Source organism: Micromonospora sp. NPDC047762 (assembly GCF_043204655.1).
In the GTDB taxonomy this organism is placed as follows: domain Bacteria; phylum Actinomycetota; class Actinomycetes; order Mycobacteriales; family Micromonosporaceae; genus Micromonospora.
The window spans coordinates 1060829-1078368 of record NZ_JBIDCQ010000001.1 but is presented as its reverse complement, the minus strand read 5'-3'; the positions used below and the strand labels follow the sequence as shown (position 1 = coordinate 1078368).

Annotated in this window: 19 protein-coding genes; 11 read left to right on the top strand and 8 right to left on the bottom strand. The window is 70.8% G+C overall.

What is annotated here, in order from left to right:
• The first annotated feature begins 77 nt into the window (after positions 1–77).
• Positions 78–962, top strand: a complete 885-nt coding sequence (locus tag ACGF3C_RS05255; RefSeq protein WP_393218900.1) for a maleylpyruvate isomerase N-terminal domain-containing protein — start codon at positions 78–80, stop codon at positions 960–962.
• A 19-nt stretch (positions 963–981) separates the two neighbouring features.
• On the opposite strand, the gene ACGF3C_RS05250 is transcribed toward ACGF3C_RS05255, so the two are convergent.
• Positions 982–2154 (bottom strand): acetyl-CoA C-acyltransferase, encoded by a 1173-nt coding sequence (locus ACGF3C_RS05250; protein ID WP_357223351.1) that lies wholly within the window; start codon positions 2152–2154, stop codon positions 982–984.
• A gap of 125 nt (positions 2155–2279) precedes the next feature.
• On the opposite strand from ACGF3C_RS05250, the gene ACGF3C_RS05245 reads away from it, so the two are divergent.
• Entirely contained in the window at positions 2280–2762 is a 483-nt protein-coding gene (locus tag ACGF3C_RS05245; RefSeq protein WP_393218896.1) for a PH domain-containing protein, read from the top strand.
• Between the two features lie 16 nt (positions 2763–2778).
• Here the strand turns inward: ACGF3C_RS05245 and ACGF3C_RS05240 are convergent, their stop codons facing one another.
• A complete protein-coding gene (locus ACGF3C_RS05240; protein ID WP_357223356.1) occupies positions 2779–3690 on the bottom strand; it encodes a rhomboid family intramembrane serine protease in 912 nt (303 codons plus the stop codon).
• 94 nt (positions 3691–3784) lie between these two features.
• On the bottom strand, positions 3785–4315 hold the full coding sequence (locus ACGF3C_RS05235) for a peptidylprolyl isomerase (RefSeq protein WP_357223359.1): 531 nt from the start codon (positions 4313–4315) through the stop codon (positions 3785–3787).
• An 84-nt stretch (positions 4316–4399) separates the two neighbouring features.
• On the opposite strand from ACGF3C_RS05235, the gene ACGF3C_RS05230 reads away from it, so the two are divergent.
• Positions 4400–5179, top strand: a complete 780-nt coding sequence (locus tag ACGF3C_RS05230; protein WP_112583840.1) for a hypothetical protein — start codon at positions 4400–4402, stop codon at positions 5177–5179.
• 80 nt (positions 5180–5259) lie between these two features.
• Here the strand turns inward: ACGF3C_RS05230 and corA are convergent, their stop codons facing one another.
• The 4 genes from corA to ACGF3C_RS05210 all read right to left on the bottom strand — a co-directional run bounded on the left by corA (position 5260) and on the right by ACGF3C_RS05210 (position 8901).
• Complete coding sequence (gene corA, locus ACGF3C_RS05225; RefSeq protein ID WP_357223362.1) at positions 5260–6414, bottom strand: magnesium/cobalt transporter CorA; 1155 nt, start codon at positions 6412–6414, stop codon at positions 5260–5262.
• A 351-nt stretch (positions 6415–6765) separates the two neighbouring features.
• Positions 6766–7860 (bottom strand): PLP-dependent aminotransferase family protein, encoded by a 1095-nt coding sequence (locus ACGF3C_RS05220; RefSeq protein ID WP_357193690.1) that lies wholly within the window; start codon positions 7858–7860, stop codon positions 6766–6768.
• A 106-nt stretch (positions 7861–7966) separates the two neighbouring features.
• On the bottom strand, positions 7967–8425 hold the full coding sequence (locus ACGF3C_RS05215; RefSeq protein ID WP_357223364.1) for an ester cyclase: 459 nt from the start codon (positions 8423–8425) through the stop codon (positions 7967–7969).
• A gap of 83 nt (positions 8426–8508) precedes the next feature.
• Positions 8509–8901 (bottom strand): cyclic nucleotide-binding/CBS domain-containing protein, encoded by a 393-nt coding sequence (locus tag ACGF3C_RS05210; protein ID WP_030487774.1) that lies wholly within the window; start codon positions 8899–8901, stop codon positions 8509–8511.
• A 109-nt stretch (positions 8902–9010) separates the two neighbouring features.
• Here ACGF3C_RS05210 and ACGF3C_RS05205 point away from each other — a divergent pair, with 109 nt between their 5' ends.
• The 5 genes from ACGF3C_RS05205 (at position 9011) to ACGF3C_RS05185 (ending at position 12789) form a co-directional block, all read left to right on the top strand.
• Positions 9011–9463: an NUDIX domain-containing protein gene (locus tag ACGF3C_RS05205; protein WP_181518408.1), complete on the top strand. Its 453-nt coding sequence runs from the start codon at positions 9011–9013 to the stop codon at positions 9461–9463.
• Entirely contained in the window at positions 9460–10230 is a 771-nt protein-coding gene (locus tag ACGF3C_RS05200; protein ID WP_357223369.1) for a hypothetical protein, read from the top strand. The genes ACGF3C_RS05205 and ACGF3C_RS05200 overlap by 4 nt, the downstream gene beginning before the upstream one ends.
• Before the next feature lie 78 nt (positions 10231–10308).
• On the top strand, positions 10309–11040 hold the full coding sequence (locus tag ACGF3C_RS05195; protein WP_355004454.1) for a phosphocholine cytidylyltransferase family protein: 732 nt from the start codon (positions 10309–10311) through the stop codon (positions 11038–11040).
• Positions 11028–12095, top strand: coding sequence for an iron-containing alcohol dehydrogenase family protein (locus ACGF3C_RS05190; RefSeq protein WP_179781433.1), 1068 nt, complete (start codon positions 11028–11030; stop codon positions 12093–12095). The genes ACGF3C_RS05195 and ACGF3C_RS05190 overlap by 13 nt, the downstream gene beginning before the upstream one ends.
• Positions 12070–12789 (top strand): CDP-alcohol phosphatidyltransferase family protein, encoded by a 720-nt coding sequence (locus ACGF3C_RS05185; RefSeq protein ID WP_357226148.1) that lies wholly within the window; start codon positions 12070–12072, stop codon positions 12787–12789. Before ACGF3C_RS05190 ends, ACGF3C_RS05185 begins: the two co-directional genes overlap by 26 nt.
• Positions 12790–12815: 26 nt before the next feature.
• Here ACGF3C_RS05185 and ACGF3C_RS05180 read toward each other — a convergent pair whose 3' ends face one another.
• Positions 12816–14069: a tetratricopeptide repeat protein gene (locus tag ACGF3C_RS05180; RefSeq protein ID WP_357226143.1), complete on the bottom strand. Its 1254-nt coding sequence runs from the start codon at positions 14067–14069 to the stop codon at positions 12816–12818.
• A gap of 298 nt (positions 14070–14367) precedes the next feature.
• On the opposite strand from ACGF3C_RS05180, the gene ACGF3C_RS05175 reads away from it, so the two are divergent.
• The 3 genes from ACGF3C_RS05175 to ACGF3C_RS05165 form a co-directional block, all read left to right on the top strand.
• Positions 14368–14697, top strand: coding sequence for a hypothetical protein (locus ACGF3C_RS05175; protein WP_357226140.1), 330 nt, complete (start codon positions 14368–14370; stop codon positions 14695–14697).
• A 26-nt stretch (positions 14698–14723) separates the two neighbouring features.
• Complete coding sequence (locus ACGF3C_RS05170; RefSeq protein WP_357226137.1) at positions 14724–16982, top strand: CHAT domain-containing protein; 2259 nt, start codon at positions 14724–14726, stop codon at positions 16980–16982.
• Between the two features lie 97 nt (positions 16983–17079).
• Positions 17080–17540 (top strand): tetratricopeptide repeat protein (locus tag ACGF3C_RS05165; RefSeq protein WP_393218882.1); only part of this gene is annotated, 461 nt, incomplete at its 3' end.

The window sequence follows — 17540 nt, the reverse complement described above, 5'->3', positions numbered from 1 at the left end:
GGTCCGGACCTGCCGCCCGCGGCGAAGACGGCACGTTCGAAGATGCTCCGGCACGTCGGGTCCCCGATGCTGTTCGGATGACTGGCGCGGCAGACCCGAACCGGTGGAGTGTGGCCAACACGGCACTGCGAACGGCAACCGACCGGTTCACCGACCTGGTGACCGCCGCGCCCTCGCCCGTCGTCATGGCGACCGCCGACTGGACAGTGGCCGACACGCTGGCCCACGTGGTGTCGATCGCGATGTTGTACGTGTCGAGACTGGAGGGCACCGAGGTCCCCATCCGGGTGCCGGGGCTGGAGGACCTGCTCGCCACCACGAACGTGGACACGGTGGCCGACGTCAATGCCCACGTGCTCGCCCACTTCACCGAACGCGACCCGCAGGTGCTGCTGACGCAGCTGAACACCATGGTCGACCGCCTCCTGGCGACGTCGGCCGATCCGCGATCGACGGTGAGTTGGTTGGGCAACGCGCGGGTGACGGTCGGCGGCCTGTTCGCCCATCTGACCAACGAGCTGCTGGTGCACGGCTGGGACATCGCCCGGGCGCTCCGCCGGGCGTGGCCGATGCCGGACGAGCACGCCGCGCTCTACTGGGACCTGTTCATGTTCGACATGCTGCGCGACACGTACGGGGTGCTGCTCAACACCGAACTGCCGACGCCCCGGCACGATGTGTCGGTGCAGTTCCGCTCACGGTACGTAACAACGACGACGCTGACCCTGGGCGACCGCCGGGTGTGGATCGCGGCTCCCGACGCCCCGTTCGACGCGAGCGTGACGTTCCGCCCCGCCCGGTTCAACCTGATGATGTTCGGCCGGATCAGCATCGCGCAGGCGGTGCTGCGGCGCGACGTCGTCATCGGTGGGCCGAGGCCGTGGCGACTGCCCGCGTTCCTCCGGGTCGTGCACATGCCCAACGGCCGGCTCGCGCCCCCACCAGCATCCCGGCGGGAGTGACCGGTGTGTGGCGGTGCCCTCAGACCAGCTCGACGATTGTGGCGTTGGCCATGCCGCCGCCCTCGCACATGGTCTGAAGGCCGTAGCGGATGCCGTTGTCCCGCATGTGCTGGAGCATGGTCGTCATGATCCGGGCACCGGAGCCGCCGAGCGGGTGGCCGAGGGCGATCGCCCCGCCACGCGGGTTGAGCCGCTCCGGGTCCGCCTCGGTCTCCGCCAGCCAGGCCAGCGGCACCGGGGCGAACGCCTCGTTCACCTCGTACACCCCGATCTCCTCGATGCCCAGCCCCGCGCGGCGCAGCGCCTTCGCGGTGGCCGGGATGGGTGCGGTGAGCATGGTGACCGGGTCGTCGGCGGCGACCACTGCGGTGTGGATCCGGGCCAACGGGCGCAGGCCGTGTCGGCTGGCCCAGTCGGAGGTGGTCACCGCGAGGGCCGCGGCGCCGTCGGAGATCTGGGACGCGGAACCGGCGGTCACCACGCCGTCGGCGCGGAACGGGGTGGCGAGCTCACCCAGCTTTTCCAGGGAGGTCTCCCGGCGGATGCCCTCGTCGGCGGCGAACTTGCCGCCGTCGGCGAGCGGCACCGGGGTCAGCTCCGGGTCGAACGCGCCGGCGTCCTGCGCGGCTGCCGCCTTCTCGTGGCTGGCCAGCGCGAACTCGTCCAGCTGGGTACGCGAGAGACGCCACCGTTGGGCGATCAGCTCGGCCCCGACCCCCTGGTTGAACGGCAGCGGCGCGTCGTCGGCGAAGCCCTCGACGCCCCGGTAACGGGCGCGCAGCTGGTCGCTGAACGGCATGCCGCCGGCAACACTGGAGCCCATCGGCACCCGGGTCATCGACTCGACGCCGCCGGCGACCACCAGGTCGGCCTGACCGGAGAGCACCGTCGCGGCGGCGAAGTGCAGGGCCTGCTGGCTGGAGCCGCACTGCCGGTCGAGCGTCGTGCCGGGGACCGTCTCGGGCCAGCCGGCGGCGAGCACGCCGTTGCGGGCGATGTTCCACGACTGCTCGCCGACCTGGGACACGCAGCCCCAGAAGACATCGTCGACCTGGGCCGGGTCGAGCCCGGTGCGCTCGGCGAGGGCGCGCAGCACGTGCGCCGAGAGGTCGACCGGGTGGACGCCGGCGAGGCTGCCCTTGCGCCGTCCGACCGGGGTACGAACCGCGCCGACGATGACCGCGTCACTCATGTTTACTCCCCGGTAACTTGGGCTGCCCCGATCCTACGTCGTCCATCGACCCTCCGGCGTCGATCATGGACTTGTGGTGGGCAGAAGCTCCCGCTTCGCACCATATTTGGGGGCACCACAACTGCATGGTCGACCCGCGCGGGGGCGGCGATTCGGCTTACCGCTGGCATGCTGGGCGGGTGACTGAGACCTCCCCGGCCCGGCAGTGGCGAGTGCCGGCGAGCCTGCCGGCGGCGAAACTGGCCGGTGCGGTTCTGCTCATCGCGCTCGGTCTGCTCTTCGCCGACGGCGACCCGGTCCGGCTGGCACTGGCCGTCCTGGCCGCCGCCGCGCTGGCCGGCTGGGCGGTACGTGACCTGGTCGCGCCGGTCCGGTTGGCGGTGGACCCGGCCGGGCTCACCGTCATCCACGGCTACGCCGGCCGGCGGCTGCTGCCCTGGTCGACGGTCGAGGCGATCGCCGTCGACCGGCGGCCCCGCCTCGGGCTCACCAGCGAAACCCTGGAGATCGACGCGGGCAACTCGCTGCATCTGTTCGGCCGGTACGACCTGGGGGCCACCCCGGAAGAGGTGGCCGCCGCACTGCGCGCCGCCCGCCCTGCCAGGTGAGCAGTGCGGCGGTCTGTCAGGTGAGCAGTGCGGCGGTCCGGAAGAGCACCAGCGCGAGCAGGATCAGCAGGATCAGCGCCCCACCGGTGACCTGCACCAGCGTGCGCCGACCACGTGGCGCGTACGCGAGCACCAACGCCATCAGCGCGCCGACCACCAGGCCGCCCAGGTGCCCGGGGATCGAGATGCCCGGCACAGCCAGCGTGAACACCAGGTTGATCACCAGGATCGGGATGATCCGGGAGATGTCCCGGCCCAACCTGCGCTCGATGATGATCAGCGCGGCGAAGAGACCGAACACGGCCGTCGACGCGCCGACGGTGGCCGCCCGTGGGCTGCTGAACAGGTAGGCGGCCACGTTGCCGCCGAGGCCCGCGATCAGGTAGAGCGCGGCGAACCGCACCCGCCCGAGGTTGGCCTCCAACGACCGGCCGAGCACCCACAGCGCCCACATGTTGAGCAGCAGGTGAAGTACGCCATAGTGCAGGAACATCGCCGTGACCAGCCGGTACCACTGGCCCTCGGCGATCCCGCCCAGCGTGTAGTCGGAGAGGTAGGCCCGGCCGAGCACCGCACCCCACTCGGTCAGCGGCGTGCTGCCACCCATCAGGCCGCCGAAGCCGGAACCGCCGACCGCCGCGTCCCCGCCCCGGGCGGAGGCGATGGAGGCCAGCAGGAACAGCACGTTCACGGCGATCAGCGCCTTGGTGACATAGCCGTGCCGGCCGGCCGTACCGCCGCCGAAGGCGGTACGCGCCGGCCGGACACTGCGACGTCCCTCGTCGACGCACTCCGGGCACTGGTGCCCGACGGACGCCTCTCGCATGCAGTCCGGACAGATCGGCCGGTCGCAGCGGGCGCACCGGACGTAGGTCTCCCGGCCGGGGTGCCGGTAGCAGACCGGGGTGGTCGGTGGAGATTCGCTCACCGGGCCGACCCTCCGTCCGCCACCGCACGGTCCACCGGCACCGGCCGTGCTCCGGAGCGCTCAATCATGCGAGCAAAGGTACCTCGCCGGTCGCTCAGGAAGCGGACCGCTCGATCTCGACCCGCTCGATGACGACGTCCTGGAGCGGACGGTCGCTCGGACCGGTCGGGGTGTTCGCGATCGAATCCACGATCTTCACCGACTGCTCGTCGGCGACCTGGCCGAAGATCGTGTGTCGGTTGTTGAGGTGCGGCGTCGGGGACACCGTGATGAAGAACTGCGAACCGTTGGTGCCCGGTCCGGCGTTCGCCATCGCCAGCAGGTACGGACGGTCGAACCGCAGCTCCGGGTGGAACTCGTCGGCGAACTTGTAGCCCGGGCCGCCCCGGCCGGTGCCGGTCGGGTCGCCCATCTGGACCATGAAACCGCTGATCACCCGGTGCGAGATGGTGCCGTCGTAGTACGGACCACTGCCCGGCTGACCGGTGCGCGGGTCGGTGTACTCACGGTTGCCCTCGGCCAGGTCGACGAAGTTGCGGACGGTCTTCGGCGCGTGGTTGGGGAAGAGCTCCAGCCGGATCGGGCCAGCGTTGGTGTGCAGGGTGGCGTAGACAGCCTCGGCCACGGGTACTCCTCACTCGTTGGTCAGTTCCATGCGGATCCTCCCATGTGCCCGATCTGGCATCGCGGAGGCATCCGAAGGTGGAGGATGACGAAGGAACAACTCCCAGGAGGTAGGACCGTGTTTGGATTCGGGCGGCGTAAGTCCCAGGGGCAGTTGGCGAAGGCCGAGCTGAACCAGAGCATCAGCCACCTGATGCTGGCAGCCAACCACGCCGCGAAGGGCGCTGGCGCGACCGTCGGCCCGCGGGTCCAGGTGGCCCGAGGTTACGTCGCACCGACCGCCGCGAAGGTACGCGACCGCGCGTCGACCGGCTGGGGGACGACTCTCACCACGCTGGCACCGCTGGCGGCGGCTGCTCGTGACGGCGCCGCGCAGGCAGGGCCGCTGACCAGGAAGGCCAAGTCGAAGACCATGCGGATCACCGGTAAGAAGAAGCAGCCGCGTCGTCGCGGCTCGATGATGACCGGCCTGTTGGCGGCGGGTGCCATCGCCGGCCTGGCCGGCGCGGTCGCGCTGCGTCGCCGTCGGGAGCAGCAGGAGTGGGCCGAGTACGACCCGACCCGCAGCACCCTGGAGCCCATGCGCGACGAGGTCGACTCGATCGAGGTGCGTACGCCGTCCGCCGCCCGGGGCTCAGACGGGTCCGCCATGTCCGGCGCGGCGGGGATGACCGGCGCGGGCAGCTCGGCGGTGGCCGGCGGCTCCAGCGCCAGCACCACCGCCCCGGCCAAGCAGACCGGTGTCCGCCCGACCGACAAGGTCCCGTCGGTCGCCGAGGGCGCCACCGACGTCTCCGGTCGGCCGACCGACGACCTCACCAAGGCGCTGGGCAAGGACACGGCCCGCACCAACGGCCGCCGCTGAGCTCAACAGCAGCGCATCGGAGCGCCGGCGAGTGGTCACCCACTCGTCGGCGCTTCCGCGTGCGCGGCGCTGTCGCCGGTTCAGAGCCAGCCGTTGCGGCGGAACCAGCGGTAGAGGGCCAGTGAGACGCCGAGCATGAGGGCGAGCGCCACCGGATAGCCGTACGTCATCTTCAGCTCGGGCATGTTGTCGAAGTTCATGCCCTCGACGCCGGCGATGGAGGTCCAGACCGCGGCGATGGCCGCCCACGCGGCGATCTTGCGCATGTCGTTGTTCTGGTCGACGGTGACCTGGGCCAGCCGCGCCTGGAGGATCGAGTTCAGCAGGTCGTCGTAGGAGTTCACCTGCTCGACGGTGCGGCTCAGGTGGTCCTGCACGTCCCGGAAGTACTTGCGGATCTCCTTCGGCACGTCCCGGTTGACCTGGGAGGTCAGCGTCATCAGCGGCCGTTGCAACGGCACCACCGCCCGCTTGAACTCGACCAGCTCCCGCTTCATCTGGTAGATCCGCTGGATCCGCCCGTGGCCCTGCCGGTCGAAGACCTCCGCCTCCAGCACGTCCAGGTCGTCCTCGATCTGCTCGGCCACCTCCAGATAGAGGTCGACCACCCGGTCGGTCACCCCGTACGCCACCGCCCACGGGCCGTGCAGCAGCAACTCCTGCTTGGTCTCCAGGTCGGCGCGGATCGGGGCGAGCCGGCAGGCGTCGCCGTGCCGGACGCTGATCACGAAGTTCGGGCCGATGAAGAGCATCACCTGCCCGGTCTCCACCACCTCGGAGTTCTCGGTCAGCTCGGTGTGCTCGCAGTAGCGGGCGGTGCGCAGCACCAGGAAGACGACGTCGCCGAACCGCTCCAGCTTGGGGCGCTGCTCGGCCTTGACCGCGTCCTCGACCGCCAGTTCGTGCAGGCCGTAGGTCTCCGCGATGGCGGTCATCTCGGCCAGCTCCGGCTGGTGCAGACCGATCCAGACGAAGCCGTGCTCCTCGCGGCGGGCAGCGGCCAACGCCTCCGCGTAGGTCCAGTCGCCGGGCTGCCGCTTGCCGTCGACGTAGAGCGCGCAGTCGACCACAGCGCTGCGGCCGGTGCCCGTACCCGTCGGGGCCGGCGCGGGCGGCGAGCCGTCGGCGTTGAGGATCCGGGTCATCGCCCGGACCGGGGAGGGCCACGCCCGAGGTCGCAGCACCCGACCGGTGGTCGACGCTGCCGTCCGGTCCCGCTCTGTCCGATCCGTCATCGCGTCACCTCCCGCGCTCAGTCAGCGGCTTGCAGGCTACGCCGATCGCGGTCGAAGACCGGTGTGACGGCGGTCGCGGTCGAAGACCGGTGTGACGGCGGTCGCGTGGGGGCGGCGCCGGGCGGGCCGGGCCGCATCGGGGGGTGTGCGGGGGACGACACGGCCCACCCGGCACCTGTGGGGGCGGGAGGTTGTGCTGCCGCGTCGACCCAGCGGGACCGAGCCCGGAGGCCGGCGGTGAACACCGCAACTCGCGGGGTGACGCTCGCAGCATTGTGGGCCAGCCGGCCGCCCGGAGGGGAGCCCCGGGACGGCCGGCATCGTCGTTCTGTCAGGAACCCGACAGTTGAGTCAGCTGCGGACGGCCTCGACGGCCGAGGCGAGCCGCCGGACGCCCTCGTCGATCCGATCGGCGGTCACTGCCGAGAAGGCCAGCCGGAGAGCGTGCCGCCCGCCGTCCAGCACGAAGTCACTGCCCTTGACCACGGCGACCCCGCGCTCGGCCGCCGCCGGGGCGAGCCGGTCGACCAGCACGTCCTCCGGGAACTCCACCCAGAGGAAGTAGCCGCCGTCGGGCTCCACGAACCGCGCCTGCGGCAGGTGCCGGCGCAACGACTCGGCGAGCACCTGGGCCCGCTCGCCGAGCGCCGCCCGAACCGTCTCGATCGAGCGGTCGATGTCACCGGAGACGCAGAACTGGTGCACGATCGCCTGGGACACCATCCCGGGGGAGATGTAGAGGCTCGTCGCGTTCTTCGCGATGGAGGCGATCAGGTCGGCCGGGCCGACCAGGTAACCGACCCGCACACCCGGGCACACCGTCTTGGTGAAGCTCGACGCGTGCACCACCACGTTGCGGGTGTCCAGCGAGAGCATCGACGGCAGCGCCTCGCCACGGAAGCGGACGTCCGCGTACGGGTCGTCCTCGAAGATCGTGAACTCGTACTCGGCGGCCAGGTCGAGCAGCTCCCGGCGCTTCTCCAGGGACAGCGTCATGCCGGCCGGGTTCTGGTAGTTCGGGATGACGTGCGCGAGCCGGGGGCGGACCCCGGACTCCAGCAGCTTGCGCAGCTCGGCAGTGTCCAGCCCGTCCGGTTGGACGGCGACGCTGTGCAGCTCACTGCCCATCCGCTGGAGGTTGAGCAGCGTCCGGTCGTACGTCGGGCGCTCCACCACCACCGCGTCGCCCGGGCGGACCAGGTGGTCGAAGAGGAACGCGTCGGCCTGAAGCGACCCGTTGGTGACCAGCACCTGGTCGGCCTCGACCCCGTGCTTCTCGGCGATCCACTTCCGCAGCGGAAGGTACCCGACGGAGGTGCCGTACGCCGTCACCCCCGCGGGGTCGGCGTCGAAGGCGCGGACGGCGGCGGCCTTGAGCCCCTCGACATCGACGATGTCCAGGGAGGGAGCCCCACGGGCAAAGGAGATCAACTGCTCGGCGGTCATGGATATTGAGCGTACGGGCGACGGCGGGGGACACGCGGTCGGCACGGCGATGTCCGCATCCTGAGCCACCGGGTCGGGTGACGGCACTCCACCGGTCGGCGGCAGATCAGACCGGAAGGGCGAGCGCGTCGTGCTGCGCACCCCGGGAAAGTCCCTCCAGCTGCACCCCGAGCGCGTCGAGGAGCTGACTCCAGTCGAAGTAGGAGCGCCAGGCGGTGATCCGACCCTTACGGGCCCGGACCACGTCGGCCACCTCCCAGCTCACCAGCCGGCCGGTCGGCGCGACGGTGCCGTACGGCGAATGCAGGGTGCCGGTGTGGGTGCCGGTCAGCCGCAGCTCGACAGCGGCGCCCCCGCCGGTGCGGACCGCGCCCATCGGGTCGACTCGCAGATCCGGGAAGGCGCCGGTCCAGGTGCGCAGCAGGGCAGGCAGCTCGATCGGACGGACCGTCACGCCCGGCATGGCGTAGAACGCCTCGGGGGCGTAGAGATCCGGCAGCCGGGCCACGTCCCGACGCAGGAGCATTGCGTACTGCTGCTCGACCAGCCGCTCCGCGTCACGCATCGGGACCTCCCCCACGGGCCACGGCATCTCCGCGCCCGCAAGGGATGTCTACCCATCGATCCGGCCCCGCACACCACCCCCGGTCAGGTGGTGGCGACCGCCTGGCTCTCCGACCAGACCCGCATGATGTCCCGCACGGAGATCACGCCGGCCACCTCCCGGCCGTCCAGCACCACCAGGTGCCGGAATCCGCCCCGGGCCATCGCGGCGGCGGCCTCGGCCACCGTCCACTCCGGCCCCGCGTAGACCACGTCCCAGGTCAGGTGCGCGCCGGTGCGTTCCACGTCGCAGTCCAGACCGGCACCAATGGCCTTCAACACGTCACGTTCGGTCATGATCCCCACGCCCTCGGAATCCGGGTCGATCACGACCGCCGACCCGACACCGCGGGCCGACATCATCCGGGCCGCCTGGCGGAGCGTGTGCTCCGGACCGACGACGAGGACCTGGCTGGACATCGCATCCCGTACCTGCATCACACATCACCCCTTTGGGACGGTGGCATTCGGTACGGACATGGTGGTCGGTGGATGTTTCCGGGACAAGAGCGGCATCGCACAAGCTGCGGACGCTGGCTACTGTCGGATGGTGTCCACCGAGCCCCTGCGCTGCGCCGGCGCGCTGATCGTCGACCATGACGGCCGCATCTTCTTTCAGCGCCGCTCACCACACCGACGCCTGTTTCCCAACTGTTGGGACATCGTCGGCGGCCACGTGGAGCCCGGTGAGGACATCGACGAGGCGTTGCGCCGGGAGATCACCGAGGAGACCGGCTGGGTCCTCTCACACGTCCTGGGCCAGGTGGGCGAGTACAGCTACGTCGGCGACGACGGCCTGGCCCGGACCGAGTACGACTTCCTGGTCCGCGTCGACGGTGACCTCGACCGCCCGATGCTGGAGGCCGGCAAGCACACCGAGTACCGCTGGCTGGCCGAGCACGAGGTGACGGTGCTCGACGAGCACCGCGACGTCAACGACGGGCTGATCCGGCGGATCGCGGAGGAGGGCTTCGCCGTCCTGCGGTCGATCGGTCTGTGAACGCCATCGACCTGGCGCCCCACCGGATCGCCGGGCTGCTCGCACCGGCCGTGGACCGCACCTTCCGCGCCGGCATCCTGGCCGGCCGGGACGGCGGTGGCGCCGAGTTGTCCCAGCGCTACGGCGGCATCACCGCCACCGGCTTCCTGGTCGACCTGCGCACCCGGCTGGCCGCACCCGGTGGCACCGTCGACGGGCAGGGGTTCGCGGCCATCACCCGCTACCAGGACCCGGTCGCCTGCCGGCGGAGCGTGGACAAGCAGGTGGCCCACGGGATGATCTACCGCGGCCCGGACGGCTCCCTGTCCGCCACCGAGCGGGGCGCGGCGTTCCTCGCCGAGCTGTACCAGGTGCACGCCGAGGTCACCGAGGAGTTGTGGGCCGGCCACGACGACCGGGTGGCCCGGCTGGTGTCCATGCTCGGCCGACTGCTGTCGTACGCACTCGTGCTGGCCGACGAGGAGACGAACCCGGTCGCCTCCTCGGCCTTCACCGCACTGGCACCCCCGTACGAGCCGGACGGCGCACCGTCGGGCGTGCTGCTGCTCAACCGGCTGGGCACGCTGCGACACCATCGGGCCGACGCGCACGCCGCCGCCTGGACCGCCGCCGGACACACCGCGTCGAGCATCGCCGCCCTGCCGGCCGGTCCCGAGCGACTCGCCATCGAACTGGAGACCGACCGGCGGGCCGCCGCCCCGTACGCCGCGCTCAGCGCGGAGGAGCGCCTGACCATGCTCGCCGACCTGGCGGCCTTGCCCGGCTGACCCGGTTGGCCGGAGCGGCGCACCCGGCCGGCGCTATCCTCCACCGGTGACCGGAGCAGGACTAGGGAGGATGTCGCGATGATCGGAATGGTGCTCGCGGCCGGAGCGGGACGACGGCTGCGCCCGTACACCGACACCCTGCCCAAGGCGTTGGTGCCGGTGGACGGCGAGACGACGATCCTGGACATCGCGCTGGGCAACCTTGCCGAGGTCGGTCTCACCGACATCGTGATCGTCGTCGGGTACGCGGCGGACGCGGTCGTCTCCCGCCAGGCGGAGCTGGAAAAGAAGTACGGGGTCACCCTCACCCTTGTGCACAACGACAAGGCCGAGGAGTGGAACAACGCCTACTCGCTCTGGCTGGCCCGGGAGTACTTCGCTCGCGGCGTGCTGCTGGTCAACGGGGACACCGTGCACCCGGTGAGCGTGGAGAAGACCCTGCTCGCCGAGCGTGGTCCGGGCATCCTGCTGGCCGTGGACACCCTCAAGCCGCTGGCCGAGGAGGAGATGAAGACCACCTTCGACGCCGCCGGCCAGCTCACCCGGATCACCAAGATCATGGACCCGGGCGAGGCGTACGGGGAGTACATCGGCGCGACACTGATCGAACCGCAGGTCGCCGACGCCCTCGCCGACGCGCTGGAGGCGACCTGGCGACGGGACCCGAACCTCTACTACGAGGACGGCTACCAGGAGTTCTCCGACCGGGGCGGGGAGGTGCGGGCGGCGCCGATCGGTGACGTCCTGTGGGTCGAGGTCGACAACCACGCCGACCTGGCCCGCGCGCGGGAGATCGCGTGCCGCTACTAGCTCGGAGCGTCCTCACCCCGCTGCACATCGACGTGCGACGCGGGGCGGTCGCCGACCTGGGCGCGATCCTGGCCGACGGGCGGATCTCCTCCGGGGGCGACGTCGCGGTGGTGGTCGGCCCGGGTCAGGGTGCCCAGATCGCGGAGCTGATCCGACCGTCGCTGCGCTCGGCGGACGTTTTCACCGTCTCCGGCGGGACACTGGACGCCGCCGACGACCTGGGCGGCAAACTCCGCGCCCGGTCCTACGACGCGGTGGTCGGCATCGGTGGCGGCAAGACCATCGACGTGGCCAAGTACGCGGCGACCCGCCGAGGGCTGCCGATGGTGTCGGTGGCGACCAGCCTCGCCAACGACGGGATCGCCTCCCCGGTGGCCAGCCTGATCACCGACGGGATCAAGGGCTCCTACGGCGTACACATCCCGATCGGGGTGATCGTCGACCTGGACTTCGTGGAGAGCGGCCCGGACCGGCACAACCGGGCCGGCATCGGCGACGTGATCAGCAACATCAGCGCGCTGGCCGACTGGGAGCTGTCCCGGCAGGTACGCGGTGAGCCGGTCGACGGGCTGGCCGCCTCGCTCTCGCGGGCGGGCGCCGAGGCGGTGCTCAACCACCCCGGCGACATGAGCGACGACGCCTTCGTGATCGTCCTCGCCGAGGCGTTGATCTCCAGCGGTCTGGCGATGGCTGTCGACGGCACCAGCCGCCCGTGCAGCGGCGGCTGCCACGAGATCATGCACGCGGTCGACTCGCTCTTTCCGGGAACCGCCTCGCACGGCGAGCTGGCCGGGCTCGGAGCGCTGTTCTGCACCTGGCTGCGCGGCGATCTCCGCCGCTTCGGGGAGATGTCGGCCTGCCTCGCCCGGCACGGCCTGCCCCGGCTCCCCGCCGAGGTGGCGCTGACCGACGACCAGTTCATCGAGGCGGTGCAGTTCGCGCCGCGTACCCGGCCGGACCGGTACACCATCCTCGAACACCTGGCACTGTCGCCTACCGAGACCCGGGAGCGGCTGGCAGACTACGCCGGTGCAATCCGCGACCAGCTTGGCTGACCCCCGTCCCACCGTCGCCGACTTCCACCGGGTGAACCGGGGCGGCGGCCTGTTCAGCGAGTCGATCAGCCAGTGGCTGGGGGCCGTCTTCGCGCTCGTCGCCCAGCGGCTCGGGCTGCGCCCGACAGCGTTGACAATCACCAACCTGGTGCTCGGACTGGCCACCTCGGTCACCGTCGTGGCGCTCGCCGGCCCGGTCGCCGCCGGGGACGTACCGGCCTGGGTGGTCGGCCTGCTCGCCCTCATCGGCTGGCAGGTGGCGTACTCCCTGGACTGCGCGGACGGGCAACTGGCCCGGGTGACCGGCCAGGGCAGCGCGGCCGGCGCGCGCGTCGACGTGCTCTGCGACGTGGCCGCGCAGATCGCCCTGGTGGCAGCGCTGGCCGCCACCGCCGTGGCGCAGGAGCCGGCCACGCCGACCTGGCTCGTGGCGACCTTCGCGGGCACCTGGATGGTCAACCTGGTGACGTCCGTGATGCAGGCCGGCCCGAACGCGGCCAGCATGGTCACCTCGACCTCGCTGCCGGTGCGCCTGGTGAAGCTGGTCCGCGACTACGGCGCGGTGATCTTCGTGGCCGCCGTGGTGCTCGCCGTGGCCCCCGCGCTGGTCCTCTGGGTGATGGTCGCCTTCACCATCGTCAACGGCGGCTTCCTGCTCGCGAGCATCGCCTTCTCCGCCCGAGCCTCCTGGTAACGACTACCAACGCCTGCGCGCCATCATCACGATCCCGAGGGCAGTTCGGTCTCGCCGTCCTGCGCGCGTTGTCGGCGGAGTTGTTCGAGGACGGCGGTGTCGGCTTCGAGGTCGGGGTGGTCGACCTGTCGATCGAGGTCGACCACGTGTTCGAGCTCCCGGATCGCCTGGTCCAGGTCACCATTTGCCCGGTGGACCAACGCCATGTTGTAGCGGGTTACGGCTTCGCCGGCCCGGTCGCCGACCTCCTGCCGGATGGGCAGGGCTTGGTGGAAGTGGTCGAGGGCCCGCCGCCGATCCCCCCACCCGTCGTACACGCTGCCGATGTTGTTGAGGGTGGTGGCTTCGCCGGCCCGATCACCGACCTCCCGCCGGATGGGCAGGGCCTGGTGGTAGTGATCGAGGGCCCGCTGCCGATCCCCCAAGGCGTTGTACACGCCGCCGATGTTGTTGAGGGTGGTGGCTTCGCCGGCCCGATCACCGACCTCCCGCCGGATGGGCAGGGCCTCGTGAAAGTGGTCCAGGGCCCGCCGCCGATCCTCCAAGGCGTTGTACACGCTGCCGATGTTGTTGAGGGTGGTGGCTTCGCCGGCCCGATCACCGACCTCCCGCCGGATGGGCAGGGCCTCGTGAAAGTGGTCCAGAGCCCGCCGCCGATCCCCCCACCCGTCGTACACGCTACCGATGTTGTTGAGGGTGGCGGCTTCGCCGGCTCGGTCGCCGACTTCCCGCTGGATGGGCAGGGCCTGGTGGTAGTGGTCGAGGGCCCGCTGCCGATGCCCTGACTTGTCGTACACGTGGCCGATGTTGTTGAGGGTGGTGGCTTCGCCGGCTCGGTCGCCGACTTCCCGCCGGATGGGCAGGGCCTGGTGGTAGTGGTCCAGAGCCCGCTGCCGATCCCCTAACCGGTCGTACACGCTGCCGACGTTGTTCAGGGTTGCGGCTTCGTTGGCCCGCTCGCCGGCCTGCTGGTACATGGTCAGGGCCTGCTGAAAGTCCTCCAGTGCCGGCCGGGGCCGACCGGTCGACGACCGCGCCCAGCCACGTTGGTAAAGGGCGCCGGCATCCGGGCCGAGGGTCAGGGTCGCGGTGGCCATGGCCTCGACCGCCGCGAACCGCGAGGTACGCAACCACACCCAACACACCCGGTCACCGACATGCCGGGCGATCAGCGGCTGCTGACCGGCGACAGCAAGCCGATGCACCTCCACATGTCGGGCGACGGCGGTCGCCGCAGCGTGGGTGACGGAACGCAATGGTGACGGTTCTCGATCCTCCATGCCGAACCACCTCGCTCTTCCTTCCCGCTGCTCCCGGTTGCCTGTTCGGCGTGTCCACGGACCGGACCGTGGCACACCAGCGGTGTACCGCGGTTGCATGGGTCGTCATTGTTCTTCCCACGATGGCCGGGACTTGGTCAGCGAGTCGGAAACCCGTCAGCCGGGTTTACCGAGCGGCCACAGGACGCGAATAAACGTACAGTGGCCGCCAAGGTCCACCCGTTGATCGCCCGGCCTGGGCCAGGGATCAGCGGTCCTGGGCCGGCTTGACCAGGCGCATCAGGGGAGGGTGCGGGAGATGGGGAACGCCACAGTGGAGGTGTCCGGGGCGCAGGCCGCGCGCTGGGCGGCGGAGCTGCGGTCCACGCTGATCGGGGCGATGGGGCCGGACGACAGCGTGTCGCCAGTGCAGGTGCAGCGGTCGGCCGAGATGGTGATCGCGGTCATCGGGCTGGTGTTCTCCGGGGTCGAGGTGGCCAAGACGATCGCCGAGTGGTGGAGCGCCCGCCGCCGGGAAGGCGTTGCGGTGACCGTGCTGCTGCCGGACGGCACCCGGATCGAGCTGGCCGAGGGCAGCCAGGCTCGGCTGGAGATCGCCATGCGGCAGGAAGGCACCGAGCCGCACTGAACTGACCGCCACGACGGGATGGGCAGATGGGCACCTTCGAACTGGAGGTCTTCGCGCAGACCTCGAACTACTACGAGCTGCGGCTGTCCGCCGACGGCGCGGCACCCCAGACCCGCAACCTGGACCGGGCCGCGGTCGATGAGCTGATCACGCTGGTACAGCGTGACTACAGCAGTGACGCCAACGCACAGAAGGTGTACGGCGCGGTCCGGCTGGCTGATCTGGGGGCGAGGCTGGCGGAGTTCCTCGACGGCGATCAGCGGTGGCTGACCCCGATGCTGGCCCATCCTGCCGGGGCGGTGTTGCGGATCGCCGCCGAGGAGCGGTTGCGGCACCTGCCTTGGGAACTGCTTGCCCGGGAGGGCACGTTCCTGACCGTGGCAGGGCGGGCACCGCTGTTGCCGGTTCGTGCGGTTGGCACCCACGCGGCACTGACCAGCCCGGTCACGCCGAAGAACCGGCCGTTGCGGGTGTTGTTCATGGCAGCCTCGCCCGAAGGCGTCGAGCCGGTGCTCAACTTCGAGGCCGAGGAGGCGGCGATCCTCGCCGCGACCCGACGGACCGGCACCGATCTGGTGGTCGAGGAGAGCGGCACCCTGGACGGGCTCCGGTTCCTGAGCCGCGCCTACGGGCCCGACCATTTCGATGTGCTGCATCTGAGCGGGCACGCCACCACCGACGGCGGGGAGCCGGTCTTCGTGGTGGAGGGCGAGTTCGGCGGGCGCGCCACGGCGACGGCCGACCAGATCGCCCAGGCGATGCAGGGACACTGGCCGCGACTGGTGTTCGTTTCCGGCTGCCTGACCGCTGACGCCCCCGGGGGTGGGGTTTTCCCCTCGATGAGCGAGAGCCTGGTCGACGCCGGCGCCCCTGCGGTGCTGGGCTGGGCGCTACCGGTGGGAGACGTCTCCGCCACCGATTTCGCCGCAGCTCTCTACCAGGCGCTGGCCGACGGCGGGTCGTTGGACCAGGCCGTCATCGAGGCTCGCCGTCACCTGTTCCACGACAGGAAGAGCAACTGCTGGCATCTGCTCCGGGTCTATGCCGACCGGTCCCCGCTGAAGCCCCTGGTCACGCCGCTGCACACCCGGGGCCGCAGACAGTCGCAGGTGCGCGCCGCCGACCAGCAGTTCCTGGACCCGCAGACCCAACTGTCCCGGGTCGCGTCCCGCGCCGAGTTCGTCGGCCGACGGCGGATCATCCAGCGCTGTCTGCGTGCCCTCCGGCAACCCGCCGACACTGCCGGCGCGGCGCAGGGCCTGCTGCTGGCCGGCATGGGTGGGCTCGGCAAGAGCAGCCTCGCCTCCCGGCTCCTGGAACGCATGCCCATCCACCAGCATGTCGTCTGGTACGGCCAGGTCGACGCCATCAAGTTCCGTGAGTTGACCACCAAGATCCGCTTCGACAGCGGGGAGCAGTCCGAGGAGGCCGGCAGGCTTCTGGACAACGAGCAGATTTCGCTCCCGACCCGGCTGCGCTACCTGCTCGACGCCGACGGGCTCCTCGGCAGAACACCCTGCCTGTTCGTGTTCGACGACTTCGAGACCGGCAACCTCGACATCCGCGACGACGGCAGCCGCGTGCTCGCCCCGGCGATGGCCGAGATCCTGCCCGCCCTACTCGGTGCGATCCGCGACACCGGCAGTCCGAGCCGCGTGATCATCACCAGCCGCTACCGCTTCCCCACCCCGGCCGGCACCACCGTCGCCGTCGCGGCTCTGGAGACCCTCAGCCCCGTCGAGCAGACCAAGAAAATCGCCAACCTGGTCAACCTGCGCCCCGAATCCGCCATCGACCCGGCCATCCGGGACCGGGCGATCCAGGCCGCAGCGGGCAATCCCCGCCTGCTCGACTGGCTCAACCGGATCGTCAACGATCCCGCCCTCGACATCGATGGCCTGCTCACCGCCATCGAGAACGAGACCGACAGGTTCCGCCGCGAGACGGTGCTGGCCGACAACCTGCTCGACTCCCAGCCCCTCGAACTCCGCCGCATGCTCGCCAGGATCAACGTCGTCGAACTACCCGTACCCGCCGCCACCGTCCACGCAATGCACCAACACGCCGACGCCGATCGGCACATCCAGCGGGCCGTCCAACTCGGCCTGCTCGAAGAGGGCATCGACCCCGAGACCCGCCAGCCCCGCTACTACGTCTCCAACGTCCTGCACCCCCTCGTTCGCCCTCTGATCACCGACGACGAGTACATCGAGGCATGCGCCGCCGCCGCCCAGTCCCTCTACCAACTCTGGGTCCTCAACCCCGCCGGTCCCGATGGCCGCTGACCCGAGGAACGTCGCCCGATGGGTCGAGGTGCATCGGCTTGCCATCGCCGGTCGGCAGCCGCTGATCGCCCGGCATGCTGGTGCCCGGGTGTGTTGGGTGTGGTTGCGTACCTCGCGGTTCGCGGCGGTCGAGGTCACGGCCACCGCGACCCTGACCCTCGGCCCGGATGCCAGCGCCCTCTACCAACGTGGCTGGGCGCGGTCGTCAACCGGTCGGCCCCGGCCGGCACTGGAGGACTTTCAGCAGGCCCTGACCATGTTCCAACACGCCGGCGACCGGGGCAACGAAGCCGGCACCCTCGCCAACATCGGCCATGTGTACGACAGGTTGGGTGATCGGCGGCGGGCCCTCGACCACTACCACCAAGCCCTGCCCGTCCATCGGGAGGTCGGTGACCGAACTGGCGAAGCCGCCACCCTCAACAACATCGGCAGCGTGCACAACGCCTTGGGGGATCGACAGCAGGCCCTCGACCACTACCACCAAGCCCTGCCCATCCGGCGGGAAGTCGGCGACCGAGCCGGCGAAGCCACCACTCTCAACAACATCGGCCATGT